The following is a 14,749-nucleotide window of genomic DNA, read 5'->3' on the forward strand; positions in this document are numbered from 1 at the left end:
GCGCGGCGGTTCAGTGACCGGGCGGCAGCTCGCGCTGCTGCGACGGCACCGCGACGGATCCGTCGACGACCTCGCCGTCGATCACGTCACCGCCGAGATACACGGTGTTGGCGCTCAGCGCGGAGACCAGGCCGGCGAAACGCTTCGCGCCGTATGCGGTGACCGCGGGGCGCACCGCCCGACGGGTCGGCGCAGCCATCAGAACGACGCCGAGCACGGTGGACACGATGCCCGGGACGATGACGAGCACCGACGACAGGCCGAGCAGCGCGGTGTCCGGCAGCGGCTCGGTCGGCTTGATCTCGTTGCGAGCCGCGCGGCGCAGATCGCTGATCACCCGGCGGCCGCGCGAGGCGAGGAACGCGTAACCGGCGAGCGCGGTGAGCAGCGTGATGAGCAGCGCCCAGCCGAGGCCGAGCCACTTGGCGAGTCCGACGATCGCCGCGATCTCAATCGCGACGTACAGCAGCAGGATCCAGCGAATCCTCATGGATGGTGTCCTTCCCTCTGCCCACTCAACGCGCGACGGCCCCATTTTGCTCCCAACACCGCTACGTTGGGTGACCATGCCCGCTATCACGCAGTTCAGCAACGACGGCCTGACGTTCGACGTCATCGATTCCGGTCCGGCCGACGGCAAGCCGGTCGTGCTCCTGCACGGTTTCCCGCAGCGCGCTGCCGCCTGGGAGAAAGTGGCCGCAGGGCTGCACGATCGCGGCTTTCGCACGATCGCGCCGGACCAGCGCGGCTATTCGCCCGGTGCCCGGCCGCGGGGCCGCAAGCAGTACACGGTGCCCCGGCTGGCCGACGACGTGGCCGCGCTGATCGACGAGATCGGGCAACCCGTCGAGCTCGTCGGCCACGACTGGGGCGCCATCGTCGCGTGGGCGGTGGCCGCGAAGCACCCGGACAAGGTCAAGTCGCTGACCGCGGTGTCCGTCGGCCATCCGGCGGCGTTCCTGCGATCGGCCGTCAAGGGGCAGGTGCTGCGGTCCTGGTACATGTTCGCCTTCCAGACTCCGGCGCTGCCCGAGCGCATCCTGTCCGCCGACACCAAACAGTCGCGGCGCGGCATGAAGGGCTTCGGCATGACCGACGAGATGGTCGATTCCTTCCGTCGCGACATCGTCGACTACGGCGCCCTTCCCGGCGGCCTCGCCTGGTACCGCGCGCTCCCCTTCGCCCCGCCGACCTTCGTCGGCCGGGTCGCTGTCCCGACGACGGTGGTGTGGAGCGACCGCGATGCGGCCCTGGGCCGCGCCCAAGCCGCCGACTCGGCCAAGTTCGTCGACGGCCCGTTCACCTTCGTCGAGATCAACGGGGCCTCGCACTGGTTGCCCGAAGAGCGCCCGGACGAGATCACGGCGGCGATCCTGGAGCGAATCGGCTCCTAGCGCGGCATCCGCCGCCAGATCGAGCGCGGCAGCAGCCGGAAGACGAAGGCCGTCGGCCGGATCGCCCACGGCACCCACACGACCTCCTTGCCGCGGTCGTACGCGCGCACGACCGCCTCGGCAACCTGGTCGGCCGTTCGCGACATCGGTGCGGGGTCGACGCCGCTGTCCATCAGCTCCTTGGTCATCTGGCCGATGACGAAGCCCGACCGGACCAACAGCACCCGCACGCCCGACCCGTGCAGCGCGTCGGCCAGACCCGACGCGAAGCCGTCGAGCCCGGCCTTCGTCGACCCGTAGACGTAGTTGGCGCGGCGGACCCGCTGACCGGCGATCGACGAGAAGGCGACGATCGTGCCGCTCCCCTGTTCGCGCAACCCATTGGCGAGCAACGTCAGGATCGACACCTGGGCGAGGTAGTCGACACGGGCGATGTCGAGCGCGTGGGCCACGTCGGTCTCGGCGCGCGCCGCGTCGCCGAGGATGCCGAAGGCGACGATGGCGGCCTCGACCGGGCCGCGGGCCACCAGCTCCTCGACGAGGGCCGGGTGCGAGTCCGTGTCGTCGGCGTCGAACTCGACACAGGCGACGTCGGCGGCCCCGGCGGCCTTCAGCGCGGCGACCTGGTCGGCGAGATCCGTGGACCGTCGCGCGGCCAGGACGACCGGGCGCCCCGCCGCCATCCGCGTGGCCATCGCCATGCCGATCTCGCTGCGGCCGCCGAAGAGCAGGATCGATCCGGGCTCGGGACTTGTCATGGCCGCCAGTATCCCATCCACGACTACCGTGGACCGCGTGAGTGGACCCGATGACCTGACCGACGACGCCCTGACCTTCCTGACCGAGCGACACCTCGCGACGCTGGCCACGACGCGGGCCGACGGTTCGCCGCACGTCGTCGCCGTCGGCTTCACCTACGACCCGGATGACGAGCTTGTGCGCGTCATCACCTTCGACGGCAGCCAGAAGGTCCGCAACGCCGAGCGCGGGCCCCGCGCCGCGGTGACACACGTCGACGGTCCGCGGTGGCTGACGCTCGAGGGACCGGTCCGGGTGTCGCGCGATCCCGAGCGGATTCGCGACGCCGAGCGCCGCTACGGGCAGCGCTATCGCCAGCCGCAGCCGAATCCGCGGCGCGTGGTCATCGAGATCCCCGTCGATCGTGTGATGGGTTCGGCCGTTTTGCTCGGCCGCCCCGCGCCCACCCGCGACTAGGGTTGGGCCCATGGCATCCCGCTTCCCAACCGCCGTCTACGCGCGTCGACTGGCCCGCGCGGCGCAGCTCGCGGCGTCGGCGGAGGTGTCGGCACTGGTCATCACGCCCGGTCCCGACCTGGAGTACCTGATCGGGTCCGACGCACAGACGTTTGAGCGGCTCAGTGCGCTGGTCATTCCCGCCGTCGGCGATCCGGTGCTGGTGACGCCGCGACTCGAACTGGCGTCCTTCGCCGAGTCCGCCGCGGGCGAGTTGGGCGTGGCGTTCGCCCCGTGGGTCGACGGCGAGGATCCGTATGCGCTGGCGCTGGCCACGTTGCCGGCCGATCCCGTCGTCGCGGTGTCCGATTCGATGTCCGCCGGGCACCTCGTTCCGCTCATGGCCGCGACAGGAACCGCCCCGCGACTGGCGACCGACATCCTGCGGGATCTGCGCATGATCAAGGACGCCGAAGAGATCGAGGTGCTGCGCCGCGCCGGCGCGGCCATCGACCGGGTCCACGCACGCATGGGCGAATGGTTGCGGCCGGGCCGCACCGAGGCCGCCGTGGCGGCCGACATCGCGGCCGCCATCCTCGCCGAGGGGCACACCGCGGCGGCCTTCGTCATCGTCGGATCCGGCCCCAACGGCGCTGATCCGCACCACGAGCACTCCGACCGCGTGATCACCGAGTCCGACGTCGTCGTCATCGACATCGGCGGCCCCGTCGCCCCGGGCTACAACTCCGACTGCACGCGGACCTATTGCTTCGCCGACCAGCCGACGGCGGTCGTGACGGCGTTCGACGAGCTCGAAGCCGCACAGCGGGCCGCCGTCGACGCGGTACGGCCGGGCGCGACCGCGGAGTCGATCGATGCCGCGGCCCGCGACCGCCTGGCCGCCGCCGGGCTGGCCGACAAGTTCATCCACCGCACCGGTCACGGGATCGGGCTGTCGGTCCACGAGGAGCCATACATCGTCGCCGGCAACGACCTCGTGCTGCAGCCGGGGATGGCGTTCAGCGTCGAGCCGGGCGTCTATTTCGACGGCGAGTGGGGCGCGCGGATCGAGGACATCGTCATCGTCACCGACGACGGCTGCGAATCGGTCAACAAGCAGAGCCACGCACTGACCCGACTACCCGCCGGAGGGAACCAGAAATGACGACCACTCGGAGCCTGACGCTCGCGGCCCTCCTGCCGCTGGCCGCCCTCGCCCTGACCGGGTGTGATCGGATCAGCCTCGGCGACGCATCGCCCGATCAGCGCGCCCGACAGACCACGACGGTGACCACCACGCTCATGCCGACGCCGACTGGCGCCGCCGAACCGACCACCACCGCGCCCACCCCCACGCCGGAGCAGGGGGCGATTCCGCCCGACGGCGCGGGCGCCTACGCGCCGGTCGACGCGTCACGGTTCCAGCTTGCCCAGCCCTCTTCGGTCGCGACGTACTCGTTCTCGGTGCCCAGTGGGAACATTGCCTGCTTCGCCGGTTCCGAATTCATCTGCGAGATTCATGACGGGCCGAGCGATTCTCCCGAGGAGTCGCGCTGCGGGCTGTACGACGGCGCCGAGAAGCCGGTGCGGATCGTCGGCTGGTTCAACTACGACAAGCCGCCGTGCTCAACGATCCTGCAGGGCACCTGGCGCGACCCCGGGCCGGCGCTGAACTACGGCGAATCCGTCGCGATGTCGGTCTCGGGCGCGCAGATCACCTGCTATTCGTCCACCGAGGCGCTCTACTGCACCGGACCGCAGAACTACGGTTTCAAGCTCTCGCGCACGGAGTTCTATCGCAGCCAGCTCTCGTGACGCGCGTTTACCCCTTCAACGCGGCCCGGAAGTCCGCCGAGCCGTAGAAGGCGGCCAGCCGTCGACGCACGACTGCTTCGAGGAATCCCGTCTCGTGCAGGCGCTCGAGAACGGGCGGTCCGAAGCGCATCGCCTCCTCGAGGAGGTCCTCGCGATGCACGCCGACCTCGGCGAGCAACTCGCTGAGCGGGGTGTCCCCGTACTTGGCGAAGACGTAGTCGATCGACTCGTCGATGAGGGTGCGCAGGAACTCGGTGTTCCGGAATTCGCGCCAGAACTCGAAGACCAGCACGACGATGTCGTCGACGTCGTCCTCGGTCACCAGGTCGCGGTACGCGGCGAGCGACTCATCCTTGTGCGTTCGCCATACCTCGCGCACCGAGTCCAGGAGCATCTCGTCCGCGTCATCCTCGGTGCTGTGCAGCACGAAGGACGCTCCGGCTCGGGTGGCCTGCTCGACGGCGGTGTCGATGACCGGCCGGATCGGCTTCGCCGCGGTCCGCAAACCCCACGCGCCGCGGTCGCGCAACCAGCCGAGGACGTCGGTGGCCTCGTCGGCGGCGGCCGGATCGTCGAGGACCGAGTCGACGGCACGCGAGACGACCTCGACCGCGGTGTCGACTGCCGCCGGCCCCTCCAACACTCGGCGCAACACCCGCCCGGTGACGCCGAGCTCGCTGACCCCGGTGGCCAGTTCGTCGAAGTGACGGTCGTCGACGATGTCCACCAGGCGGTACTCGCCGCCGACGCTGTTCCGGTACAACGATCGGGCGATCTCGCCGACGAGCTCGGGAATGGCGCCCTCGACGGGAATCTGCACCGCGTACTTCTGTGCCACCGCTTTGACGGGTTCGGCGGAGATCGCCTCGCCGAGCGTCAGCCGGTCGGCAAGAGCGAGGAAATGGTCGACCTCGTCGGTGACGGTGCGTTCGAAATCATCGGCATCGAGGATCCGGCGCACCTCGAACGCGACGTGGGCGTCGAGCAACTTCGCCGCGGTCCGTGTTGCCTTGTCCGCTCTCGCCATGGGCCTCAGCCTACGGTCACTCGACTTCTTTGACGACGCATGCCTTCTCGGACATGTCACACGCCTCGCGCGCACCGCTCTTGGAGTACTCCCGCTGCGCGACGATGTACTGGCCGGGCTGGCCGAACTCCTCGCCGCGATACACCGAGGCGTTGACCTCCTGCGCCAGCGCTTTGGCGCTCTCCAGGCTGGTGAACGAGCCGTACTGGGCGTACCAGCCGGTCGTCGCCGACTCGACCGAATCGGTATCGGGATCGTCGGGGTCCTCGGACTCGTAGGCCGTCGACGGCCGGGTGCGCGACGGTCGGACGGTGGTCGTGGTCGTCTCGGTCACCGATTCGGTCACGGTGACGGTCGTGGTCGACGGGCCTTCGGCGTAGTTCTGCTCGCGCTTGGACTTGCTGTCGTTCAACGCCCAGAGCGTGATCGCGATCAACGACGTCGCGAGGAACACCGTGACGCCGACGAGCGACGCCAGAATCGCCGGGTGGCGCGGCGGCTTGCCCTCGGGCTCCGGTTCGACGTCGGGCTCCTCGTAGCCGTACCCGTAGTCCTCCTGCGCCCCGGGGTACTGCTGCCCCGCCGAATAGGCCTGGGTGGACGGGCCGTAAGCGGTCGTTTGCGGATCCTCGGAACCGGTGTACGGATTCCGATGCCGCCCGTGACCTTCCGGTCCGGGCGTCCCGCCGCCGTAGTACGTCATCGCCTCCCCTTCAGAGAACGGGTCCCCACGACGCTAGCACCGCCTATGGTCGGTACTCCTCAACCTCGCCGCGCAGGCCACTCGCGCGTGCGACCCGACGATCGACGGCAGCGCGCAACCACTCGGGCGTACCGATGATCCGGACGCGCCGGCGGGCACGCGTGATCGCCGTGTAGAGCAACTCGCGCGTGAGCAGCGCCGACTCGGCGTTCGGCAGCACGACGGTGACCACGTCGAACTGGCTGCCCTGGCTGCGGTGGATGGTCATCGCAGTCGCGGGCATCGCGTCGGCCAGCTGTGACGGGTGCAGCGTGACGATGTCCCCGTACTTGTCGAAGGCGACCGCGACGCCGCCGTCGCCGTCGCTGATAACGACGCCCGTGTCGCCGTTGTAGATGCCGATCCGCTTGTCCGTGGACGTCACCAGCAGCGGCTCGCCGATCGTCCACTGGCCCCGGCGCCCCACATCGCGCCATCCGTCGATCGTCCGGGACCACCAGCCGACACCGAACCGGCCGTCGCGGTGCGCGCAGAGCAACCGGTAGGACTCCAGTTCGTGCACCGCGGTCGCCGCATCGCCGGCCAGCCCCGCCGTCCGCAGCTTCGCCAGCCACGACACGGTGTCGCGCCGGACCTCGTCGACGTCTTCGGGATCCACCAGCTCGACGTGCTTGCCGCCGTCGGCCTCGATAAGCTCGAGCACCCGGTCGGCGTCTCCGGCGTTGACCGCGGCGGCCACATCGCCAATCGCCGTCCCATATCGGTAGCCCCGCCGCAAGGTGATGACTCCGTCGCCGAGCTGCGCCTTTTCCTCGTCGACGAAGTCCGACGAGGCGAAGTCCGCCAACTCGTCGAAACCGACCGGCCGCTGCGCCGTCGAGCGCAGCGCACGGTCGGTCAGGTCCGTCAGGACCGCGCCCGCCTCGACCGACACCAGCTGGTGCGGGTCGCCGACGAGCACGAGGCGCGTGTCGTCGCGCACCGCCCGCAGCAGCTGGCTCATCGCGGTCACCGACAACATCGACGTCTCGTCGACGACGACCACGTCGTACGGCAGCCGGTTGTTGGGGCCGTGCCGCACGGTGCCGTCGCGCCAGATCCCGAGCAGTGCGTGGACGGTGTGGGCGACCGGCGTCGACGACAACCCGTCGTAGCGGTTGATCGAGGCCTGCAGCTGGGCGGCGGCACGGCCCGTCGGGGCGCACAGTCCGATCCGCAGATCCCCGTCGACGACCCGTTCGAGCGCACCCAGGATCCGGGCGACGGTGTGCGTCTTCCCGGTGCCCGGCCCGCCGACGAGAATGGTCGTCCACGACGTCAGCGCCATCGCCGCCGCCGCGCGCTGCCGGTCGTAGTGGACTTCGCCGTCGGCCGCGGGCACGGCCTCGAACACCCCGTCGATCGCCGCCCGCGCCGCCGTGAGGTCCACCGTCGGCCGCGACGACGCGCGGTGGTCGAGGACGCCGCGGATCAGCTGTTCCTGCTCGAAGTACTTGCGCAGGTAGACCAGCGGCCCGTCGTCGGAATCCACGAGTGCCAGCGGACGCAGCGGCCCCTGGCCGCCGCCGACCACCAGGCCGCTCGCGCGCAGGGCCGCGACCACGGCAGCGCTCGACGGCCACGGCAGCGGCTGTTCCGGATCGGGGTCCAACTCGGTGACGTCGTCGAGTGCGACGCAGATCGATCCGGTGCGCACCGCGCGCACCGCGAGCGCCGCGGCCAGCAGCACCTCGTCCGCGGCGGTCTCCCCGGACAGCTTCACCAACCGCTGGGCGACGCGGATATCCGCCGACGTCAGCACCCCGGCCTCGTTGAACGGCCGTAGGAAGCCGTCCTCGCCCACGGCGGCGTCGGCCGCGGACGGGTCGAGGGCCGGGGCGGCGACGGGTTCGGTCATCGAGCGCCCCCCGCCAACAGGTCGGACATGTCGACGACGAGACCGGCCGGCACGTCCCAGGTGAAGACGCCGCAGCCGTCGGGCGTGGCCGGCCCGACCATCCCGCGCACGAAGTGGTACTGGACCGGTCCGAGGTGTCGCGCCGGGTCGTAGTCGGGTTGGCGCCATCGCAGGTACCGGTGCAGCGCCACCGAGTACAGCAGCGCCTGCAGCGGATAGTGCGACGACATCATCTCCCCGGCCATGGCCTCGGTCGAGAACACCTCGGCGACCAGGTCGCCGGGGCGGATGCGGTTGGTCTTGTAGTCGACGACGACGTACCGGGCGTCCGCACCGCCGTCGATCCGCAGCACCGAGTCGATGCTGCCGGTGAGGTAGCCGTGGAACCGATCGCCGGAGACCTCGGCGACCTCGTCGGCATAGGGCAGCAGCGGATCGTCGGCGGGCAGGTGCCGGCGCATCAGGTCGGCCACGGCGGCCAGGGTGAACCCGCCGTCGACGTCGGCGAGCGGCAACTCGAAGTCCATCTCGCTGAGTCGATCGCCCGGCCGCACGCCCCACAGGTCGCCGAAGCCGAGCGGCGTGGTGAGCACCCCCTCCAGCGCATCGGCCAACTGGTCGACGTCGATGTCGAAGGCACTGCGCGCCGCGCCTTCGGCGCACAGCTGCCGGATGTGTGCGTGCCGGTCCTGCGCGTCGGTGTCGACGTTCTCCAGCACCTCGTGGACCAGCGTGCCGAAGCGCGCGCCGAACGGGAGCCCGTTCATCAGCGACGGCATGCCCGCCGCCTCGCCCTCGACCGGGACGGTGTCGGGCTCGTCGGCCGTCACCGGTTCGTCTTGCAGCTCGCCGTCGCGCACCACGGCATCGTCGGGTTCGCTCGACACGGCGGGCTGTTCACCCTGGGCGCCTGCGTGCGCCGCGTCGTGTGCGGCCCGGACGATAGCCGAGTACGACGTGCGGCGGTAGGTGTCGTCGATCTGCCGGTCGAACCGCGCGGCCGCCAGTTCCCCACCGGCCGGGCCCGGCGCCGGCGCGTGCCAATGCGGCACGTCGCCGTGGCGACCGGCATGCTCGACGACGATGCCGTCGTGCAGCCCCGCGACCTCGCGCAGCACCCCTTCCTCGGTCTCGTCGTCGGTCAACGGGATCCGATTGGGTATGGGGCTGCGCTGCCCGGAGTCCGTCGCCTTCGTCCGCGCCGCCGCACTGAAGAGGACGCGGTGGAGGGCGCCGCCGGCGGTCGTCGTGCTCGGTGCCCACCACACGACGACCTGGGAGCGGGCCCGCGTCAGGGCCACGTAGAGCAGCCGCAGGTCCTCGCCGTCCTCCTCGGCGTCGGCCAACGCCTTGCGCGCACCGTGACCGTCGGCGCCGGGTCCGCCGACGTCGAGATACCTCCGGCCCGCCTCGTCGTGGAAGCTGAACGTCTCGGGTTTGACCTTGCGCGCACCGTCCCAGCCGAAGGGCACGTACACGATCGGGAACTCGAGCCCCTTGCTGGCGTGCACCGTCATCAACTGGACCGCGGCCGTGTCGCGGTCGAGGCGGCGCGTCTGGTTGGCGCGGCGCTGGGCGCGCTTCGCGTCGGCGACATACTCACCCAGCCAAGTCGCCAGGCCGCTCAGTCCGCTGCCGGTCAGCGCCGCCTCCTCGCCCATCAGCGACGCGACCTGCACGAGATCGGTGAGCAGCCGCTCCCCGTCGGCCAGGCCCAACACGCGGCCGGCGACGTCGCGGTCAGCCAGGATCTGCGACGTCATGGCCGCCGCCCCGCCGGTGTCGAAGATCCGCGCCCAGCGGGCCAGGTCGGCGGCGAGACTGCCGACGCCGGCCTCGCCCGCCGCGTCGAGTTCGAGCGGTGTGACGCCGACCAGCGGTGTCACCGCGGCCAGTCGCACCCGACGCGCGTCCGACGGCCGGTCGAGCGCCTGGAGCAGATACCACCAGTACCGCGCCGCATCGGTGGCGAAGACGCTCTGCCCCCCGGTGACGACGGTGGCGATGCCGTAGGCGCCTAGCGCGCGCTGCAGCGGTTCGATCGTGCTGTTGGTCCGCAGCAGCACGGCGAAGTCGCCCGGCTCGACGGGTCGTCGGACCGGGCCATCGGAACCGTCGACGACGATCTGCGCCCCCGACGCCAAGGTGGCCGCGATGTCGTCGGCGACGTCGGCGATGACCCGTTCGCGCACGCCCGGCACGAGCGGCGTGGTGCCGTCCTGCGTGTGCTTCGTGAAGTCGCGCCGGTCGAAGCAGCGGATCCGCAGCGGCGGTGCGCCGATCCGCGACTCGGCGTGGTGCGCCTCGACGGGGTGCACCACGATCTGGTCGTTGCCCAGTTCGGCGCCGACGTGGACTGCTCCCAGCGCATCGACGAGGGGGCCGTCCGAGCGCCAGTTGACGGTGAGGTTGCGCTCCTCGTCCGCATCGGCGGCGGCTTCGAGGTAGCTGAGCACCTCCGCGCCGCGGAAGGCGTAGATGGACTGCTTCGGGTCCCCGACCAGCACCATCGGTCGGTGGCCGTGGAAACACCGCTGCAGGATGTGCCACTGCTCGGGGTCGGTGTCCTGGAACTCGTCGACCAGGACGACGTCGTAGCGGCCGCGGATCCGAGCGCAGGCCGCCGCGCCCGCCTCCTCGTCCTTGATGATCTCGTACAGGCGGACCTGCAGGTCGTCGTAGGTGCGCAGGCGCGACCAGCGCTTGCGGGTCTCGACCCGTTTGCGGACGGCGTTGGCGAATCCGACCCACGTCGCACCGGGCCCCGACGACTGGCCCACCGGCGACAGCGCGGTCGTCGGGTTGCGCAGCACGGCCCGGGCGATTTCCTCGGCGTCGGCGAACGTGTAATCCCCGTCGGGGCTGCCGGCGAACCGGGCGAGGTACAGGTCGCGGCCGACCTCGCGGGCGAGGTCGTCGACGTCCTCGACCAGCGTGTAGTGCTGGTCGCGCTCGCCGAGGAAGCCGAGCACGGTCAGCATCCGGTTGCAGAACGTGTGCGTCGTGGCCATGGTCGCCGCGTCGAAGTCCGACAGGGCCGCCAGCAGGCGCGTGCGCCGCAGCTCCACCTCGGCGGCGGTCCCCGACGCGAGGAGTGCGACGAGGGGATCCGGCGACGTCGATGCCGCGGCGGCATCGGCGAGCGCGTCGGCGCACTCCCGCAGCCGCGACCGTGTCCGGTCCCGCAACTCGGTGGATGCGGCGTTGGAGAAGGTGGCCATCAGCAACCGGGAGATCGGGGTGCCCTCGGCGATGAACCGGACCGCGAGCGCGGCGATCGCGTAGGTCTTGCCGGTGCCGGCGCTCGCTTCCAAGACGAGCGTGCCCGTGGGCAGCGGGTCGCCGAGCCGGAAGGCGGGGGCGGTCATCGCTGCGCCTCTTGCCCGAGCATGGGGCCGAAGACGATCAGTGCCGCCCGCAGGAAGGCCGGCAAGCCGGGCTCGTGGGCCCACGGCGCGTCGGTCGGCACGGTGGCGGGCGCGGAGCGGGCGCAGTCGTCGAAGGTGACGGCGGCCGCCGGATCGCCGGTGAGCAGCAGCGACACCGCCTTGTTCTGCACGAACCTGTCGTGCTCGTACCGGCCGCGGGCACGGTTCATCGCCTGGTCGGGGTTGCCGGTGCGGCCGTAGACCTCGACGGCGTGTTCGGCCGCGTCCAACGGCAGAGCGAACGGCTGCGACAGCCCGGCGTCGCGCAGCGCCACCAGCGCGCCCAGCAGCGATGCGGCGTCGGCGACGGGCGCATAGCGCCGCAGCGTGGTGCCCTGCCCCCACGCGCCGATCACGCAGGCTCCCGGTGCGCCGTCGGCCGTGCCGGCGGTCAGGGCCAGCAGTGCGATCCAGGTCTCCAGGCGCTGCTTGCCCTTCAGCGTCGAGTTGGTGACGGACACCAGTCCGTTGTCGTACACGTTCGGCACCGTCCCGTAGAGCCGGCGGCCGTCGGGCAGTTCGACCCGGATGTCGACGGTCCGCGCCGCCCCGACGCGTTCGGCCCGCGCCCGCTCGGCGAGGTTGTGCGCCTTGGTCGAGATCGGGGTCAGCGCGGCCATCCCGAGTTGGAAGGGCGGGAGCGTTCCGCGCCGGAACTCGGCCGCGCGGGCGTCGGCGGGATCGGCCCCCGCCAACAGCGCGGTGAGCATTCGGTCGCCGACGCCCCACTTCTCCAGCGGATCCAGCGCCACCGACAGCTGGTCCGGAGCGCCGTCGTCGGTGCGCGGCAACGCCACCCCCAGACGTTGGCGCAGGAAGCCGTCGGCGGGGTTCACGATGAACGCGGTCAGATCGGCGAGGTCGATATCCCCGGTGCCGGTCGTCGGCGGCAGGGCGCCGGCCATCGTCGGCCATGCGGCTCCTTCGCGCCGTGCGGCGGTCAGCTCGGCCAGCGCGACCGCCCCCGGCACCAGCGAGCGGTCGAAGGAGAACGGCTCGGGGGTGAGGAAGTTCGCCGCGTCGAACGCGTGCAGCGGGTGCGACCGCACCGTCGCGGCCGCGGTCGCCGGCCCGGCGAGGTCGACGATGGCGTCCTGCAGCTCACTCACCACGACCGACGGGGGAACCGACGCACCGGTGATCGGATCCGCGCCGGTGTAGCAGACGATCAGGTTCTCCCGCGCCGCCGTGATGGCGTCGAGGAAGGCCTGGCGGTCCTCGTCGCGCGGCGAACGCTCGCCCACCAGCGGTTCGACGGCGAGGATGTCGTCGCCGTCGACCGACTGGGTTCGCGGGAAGGCCTCGGCATCCATCCCGAGCAGGACGATCACCCGGTGCGGCACCGACCGCATCGGCACCATCGAGCAGACGGTCAGCTCGCCGGTGCAGAAGTTCGACCGCGTCGGGGTCGCCGCGACTAGGTTCTCCACCAGGTCGCGCACGTCGGACGGGCTCAGCTCGTGATCGCCGGCCAACGACTCGCGCACCAACCGCAGCGCCTGGCCCCGCTGCCATTCCGAATCCCGGTCGACGTCGGTGAGCCGGTCCACAACGTCGGTGAGCACGCCGGCCCAGGCCCGCGCCGACTGTGGTCCGCCGAACTCCCGGACGAGCAGCCGCAGGCGCTCGACGAGTTCGGCGAACCGGCCGAGGACCTCCGTGTCGCTGGAGTCGATGCCGCCCACCGGCAGCGCCGTGCCCAGCCACCGCCCATCCGCCTCGTCGGCGGCCACCGACAGCAACAGACGGTCCAGCCCCGCGTCGGCGGTGCCCTGCGGAAAACCCGACATCTCGAATCGGCTGCGCTGGGCGGCGTCGATGCCCCACCGGATGTTCGCGCGGACCACCCAACTGCCGAGGTTGTCCAGATCGTCGTCGGTGAAGCCGAACCGGCGACGAACCGGTTCGAGTGCCGCGAGATCGAGCAGCTCGCTGGCCGTCACCCGGCCGACGCCGAGGGCGATGACTCGCAGGACGACGTCGAGGACGTCATTGGTGGCCAGCAGGCCGCGATCGGCCAACCGGACCCGCAGGACCGACGCCGGGTGCTGCGCGCCCTCGTGGCCGAACGCGCCGGTGATCAGCGGCGCGAACTCCTCGATGTCCGGGCACATGATGAGCACGTCCCGCGGCTCGAGCGTGGGGTCGTCGGCGAACAGGTGCAGGAGGCGTTCACGCAGGACCTCCACCTGCCGTTCCCGACCGTGGCAGGCGTGCAGTTCGAGCGACGAATCGGCGACGAGTCCCGCGACGCGCGCCGCGGCGTCATCGCGCAGCGCGCGCTGCAGCGCACCCAACAGCGTCGACGGCGCTTCCGCGGTATCGGGGTGGTATTCGTCGCGGCCGATGGTCGCGCCAAGGGTCTCCTGCAGCTCCTGCACGTCGCGGGACAGGCTGGCCAGCAGTGGCATCGCGATCGGCCGCGGCGTGCGCAGGCGTCGCGGTGTCGGGGCCGCAGCGGTGCCCGCTCCCGAAGCCCACAGCCGTGGGCTCGGGTGGGCCAGGTACAGCGCGACGTCGCGGTGGCGGGCCACGGCGTCGAGCAACTCGCGCAGCATCTGCGGGATGCGCGTCGGCCCGAAGATGCTGACCCGCTCGGGAAGCGCGACTGCGGCGGGGTCGCCGCCGATGTCCGCGACGATCTCGTCGAGGATCTCCGCGGGGTGGGGGCCCGCGATCTGTTCGCGCACCTGGCGCCACAGCAGCGGTTGCCACAGCTGGTCGCGGTCGAGCGGCCCCGGCTCACCGTCGACGACGGCACCGCTGACGTCGTCGCCGCGGGCCCACGCCGCGACCATCTGCGGGCGCTGGCGTCCGTAGGACGCGAACATCCGGGCGATCGTCGTGGCGGTCGCGAGTTTGCGGCCGCGCCACGCGTCGTCGCCGGCCGCGTCCATGTGCCGGGCCAGCATCGTCAGGGCCGGGTCGTCGGCGCAGGCGTCGAGCGCCGCCAGGACCGGCCAGAGCAGGTTGTCCGCCCGCCACGCGGCGGCGTCGACGCCGCGCGGGACGCTCAGCGGCTCGACCACCCGCGCGAGGAGCTGCTCGGCGTCGAGGAAGTCGATGTTCGCGGCGATCCCGTCGCCGCCCGGCCCGGCGCCCAGGCTCGTGGCCAGTTGCTGCGCCAACCACCGCTCGACGCCGTGCGCGGCAACGGCGACCACCTCGGTCTCCATCGGATCGCGCAGCGATGTGCCCAGCGTCGCGGCGAGCACCTCGGCCAGGGTGTCGGCTCGTTCGGCGCGGTGGACTGTCAGCATCACGGCGATACTAACCGCGGCGCCCGACACC

11 protein-coding genes are annotated in these 14,749 nt (G+C 71.5%); 4 read left to right on the top strand and 7 right to left on the bottom strand.

Translation table 11 applies throughout. The annotated features are described in order from the left end of the window. Window positions 1-10: 10 nt before the first annotated feature. On the bottom strand, window positions 11-490 hold the full coding sequence (locus QM728_RS07600; protein WP_415031425.1) for an FxsA family protein: 480 nt from the start codon (window positions 488-490) through the stop codon (window positions 11-13). Window positions 491-566: 76 nt separating this feature from the next. On the opposite strand from QM728_RS07600, the gene QM728_RS07605 reads away from it, so the two are divergent. Then, on the top strand, window positions 567-1,394 hold the full coding sequence (locus QM728_RS07605; protein ID WP_415031426.1) for an alpha/beta fold hydrolase: 828 nt from the start codon (window positions 567-569) through the stop codon (window positions 1,392-1,394). Here QM728_RS07605 and QM728_RS07610 read toward each other — a convergent pair. Then, entirely contained in the window at window positions 1,391-2,152 is a 762-nt protein-coding gene (locus QM728_RS07610; protein ID WP_415031427.1) for a decaprenylphospho-beta-D-erythro-pentofuranosid-2-ulose 2-reductase, read from the bottom strand. The genes QM728_RS07605 and QM728_RS07610 overlap by 4 nt on opposite strands. 28 nt (window positions 2,153-2,180) lie before the next feature. On the opposite strand from QM728_RS07610, the gene QM728_RS07615 reads away from it, so the two are divergent. From QM728_RS07615 to QM728_RS07625, 3 genes are read left to right on the top strand one after another with little or no spacing between them, the layout of a single operon-like run. After that, the gene (locus tag QM728_RS07615; RefSeq protein WP_415031428.1) at window positions 2,181-2,609 is read left to right on the top strand and encodes a pyridoxamine 5'-phosphate oxidase family protein; all 429 of its coding nucleotides are present in this window, start codon (window positions 2,181-2,183) and stop codon (window positions 2,607-2,609) included. A gap of 10 nt (window positions 2,610-2,619) precedes the next feature. After that, window positions 2,620-3,753, top strand: a complete 1,134-nt coding sequence (locus QM728_RS07620) for a M24 family metallopeptidase (RefSeq protein WP_415031429.1) — start codon at window positions 2,620-2,622, stop codon at window positions 3,751-3,753. After that, window positions 3,750-4,403, top strand: a complete 654-nt coding sequence (locus QM728_RS07625; RefSeq protein ID WP_415031430.1) for a hypothetical protein — start codon at window positions 3,750-3,752, stop codon at window positions 4,401-4,403. Before QM728_RS07620 ends, QM728_RS07625 begins: the two co-directional genes overlap by 4 nt. 7 nt (window positions 4,404-4,410) lie before the next feature. Here QM728_RS07625 and QM728_RS07630 read toward each other — a convergent pair whose 3' ends face one another. Genes QM728_RS07630 through recC form a run of 5 tightly spaced genes read right to left on the bottom strand, consistent with a single transcriptional unit; the run spans window position 4,411 to window position 14,718 of the window. Beyond that, on the bottom strand, window positions 4,411-5,430 hold the full coding sequence (locus tag QM728_RS07630) for a hypothetical protein (RefSeq protein WP_415031431.1): 1,020 nt from the start codon (window positions 5,428-5,430) through the stop codon (window positions 4,411-4,413). A 16-nt stretch (window positions 5,431-5,446) separates the two neighbouring features. Continuing rightward, window positions 5,447-6,133, bottom strand: coding sequence for a hypothetical protein (locus tag QM728_RS07635; RefSeq protein ID WP_415031432.1), 687 nt, complete (start codon window positions 6,131-6,133; stop codon window positions 5,447-5,449). Between the two features lie 43 nt (window positions 6,134-6,176). Next, the gene (gene recD / locus QM728_RS07640; protein WP_415031433.1) at window positions 6,177-8,030 is read right to left on the bottom strand and encodes an exodeoxyribonuclease V subunit alpha; all 1,854 of its coding nucleotides are present in this window, start codon (window positions 8,028-8,030) and stop codon (window positions 6,177-6,179) included. Continuing rightward, window positions 8,027-11,398 carry a UvrD-helicase domain-containing protein gene (locus QM728_RS07645; RefSeq protein WP_415031434.1) on the bottom strand — a complete coding sequence of 1,124 codons (3,372 nt, stop codon included), beginning with the start codon at window positions 11,396-11,398 and terminating at the stop codon, window positions 8,027-8,029. The genes recD and QM728_RS07645 overlap by 4 nt, the downstream gene beginning before the upstream one ends. Then, window positions 11,395-14,718 (bottom strand): exodeoxyribonuclease V subunit gamma, encoded by a 3,324-nt coding sequence (gene recC, locus QM728_RS07650; RefSeq protein WP_415031435.1) that lies wholly within the window; start codon window positions 14,716-14,718, stop codon window positions 11,395-11,397. The genes QM728_RS07645 and recC overlap by 4 nt, the downstream gene beginning before the upstream one ends. Window positions 14,719-14,749: the final 31 nt, after the last annotated feature.

Origin of the sequence: Gordonia sp. (in: high G+C Gram-positive bacteria), assembly GCF_047602025.1 — a bacterium.
GTDB lineage: Bacteria > Actinomycetota > Actinomycetes > Mycobacteriales > Mycobacteriaceae > Gordonia.

What these genes read in the sequence shown, in the direction of transcription:
- QM728_RS07605 (WP_415031426.1), top strand. Translation starts at nt 567, where the DNA reads ATGCCCGCTATCACGCAGTTCAGCAACGACGGCCTGACGTTCGACGTC.
- recC (WP_415031435.1), bottom strand. Translation starts at nt 14,718, where the DNA reads ATGCTGACAGTCCACCGCGCCGAACGAGCCGACACCCTGGCCGAGGTG.
- QM728_RS07645 (WP_415031434.1), bottom strand. Translation starts at nt 11,398, where the DNA reads ATGACCGCCCCCGCCTTCCGGCTCGGCGACCCGCTGCCCACGGGCACG.
- QM728_RS07630 (WP_415031431.1), bottom strand. Translation starts at nt 5,430, where the DNA reads ATGGCGAGAGCGGACAAGGCAACACGGACCGCGGCGAAGTTGCTCGAC.
- QM728_RS07635 (WP_415031432.1), bottom strand. Translation starts at nt 6,133, where the DNA reads ATGACGTACTACGGCGGCGGGACGCCCGGACCGGAAGGTCACGGGCGG.
- QM728_RS07620 (WP_415031429.1), top strand. Translation starts at nt 2,620, where the DNA reads ATGGCATCCCGCTTCCCAACCGCCGTCTACGCGCGTCGACTGGCCCGC.
- QM728_RS07625 (WP_415031430.1), top strand. Translation starts at nt 3,750, where the DNA reads ATGACGACCACTCGGAGCCTGACGCTCGCGGCCCTCCTGCCGCTGGCC.
- QM728_RS07610 (WP_415031427.1), bottom strand. Translation starts at nt 2,152, where the DNA reads ATGACAAGTCCCGAGCCCGGATCGATCCTGCTCTTCGGCGGCCGCAGC.
- recD (WP_415031433.1), bottom strand. Translation starts at nt 8,030, where the DNA reads ATGACCGAACCCGTCGCCGCCCCGGCCCTCGACCCGTCCGCGGCCGAC.
- QM728_RS07600 (WP_415031425.1), bottom strand. Translation starts at nt 490, where the DNA reads ATGAGGATTCGCTGGATCCTGCTGCTGTACGTCGCGATTGAGATCGCG.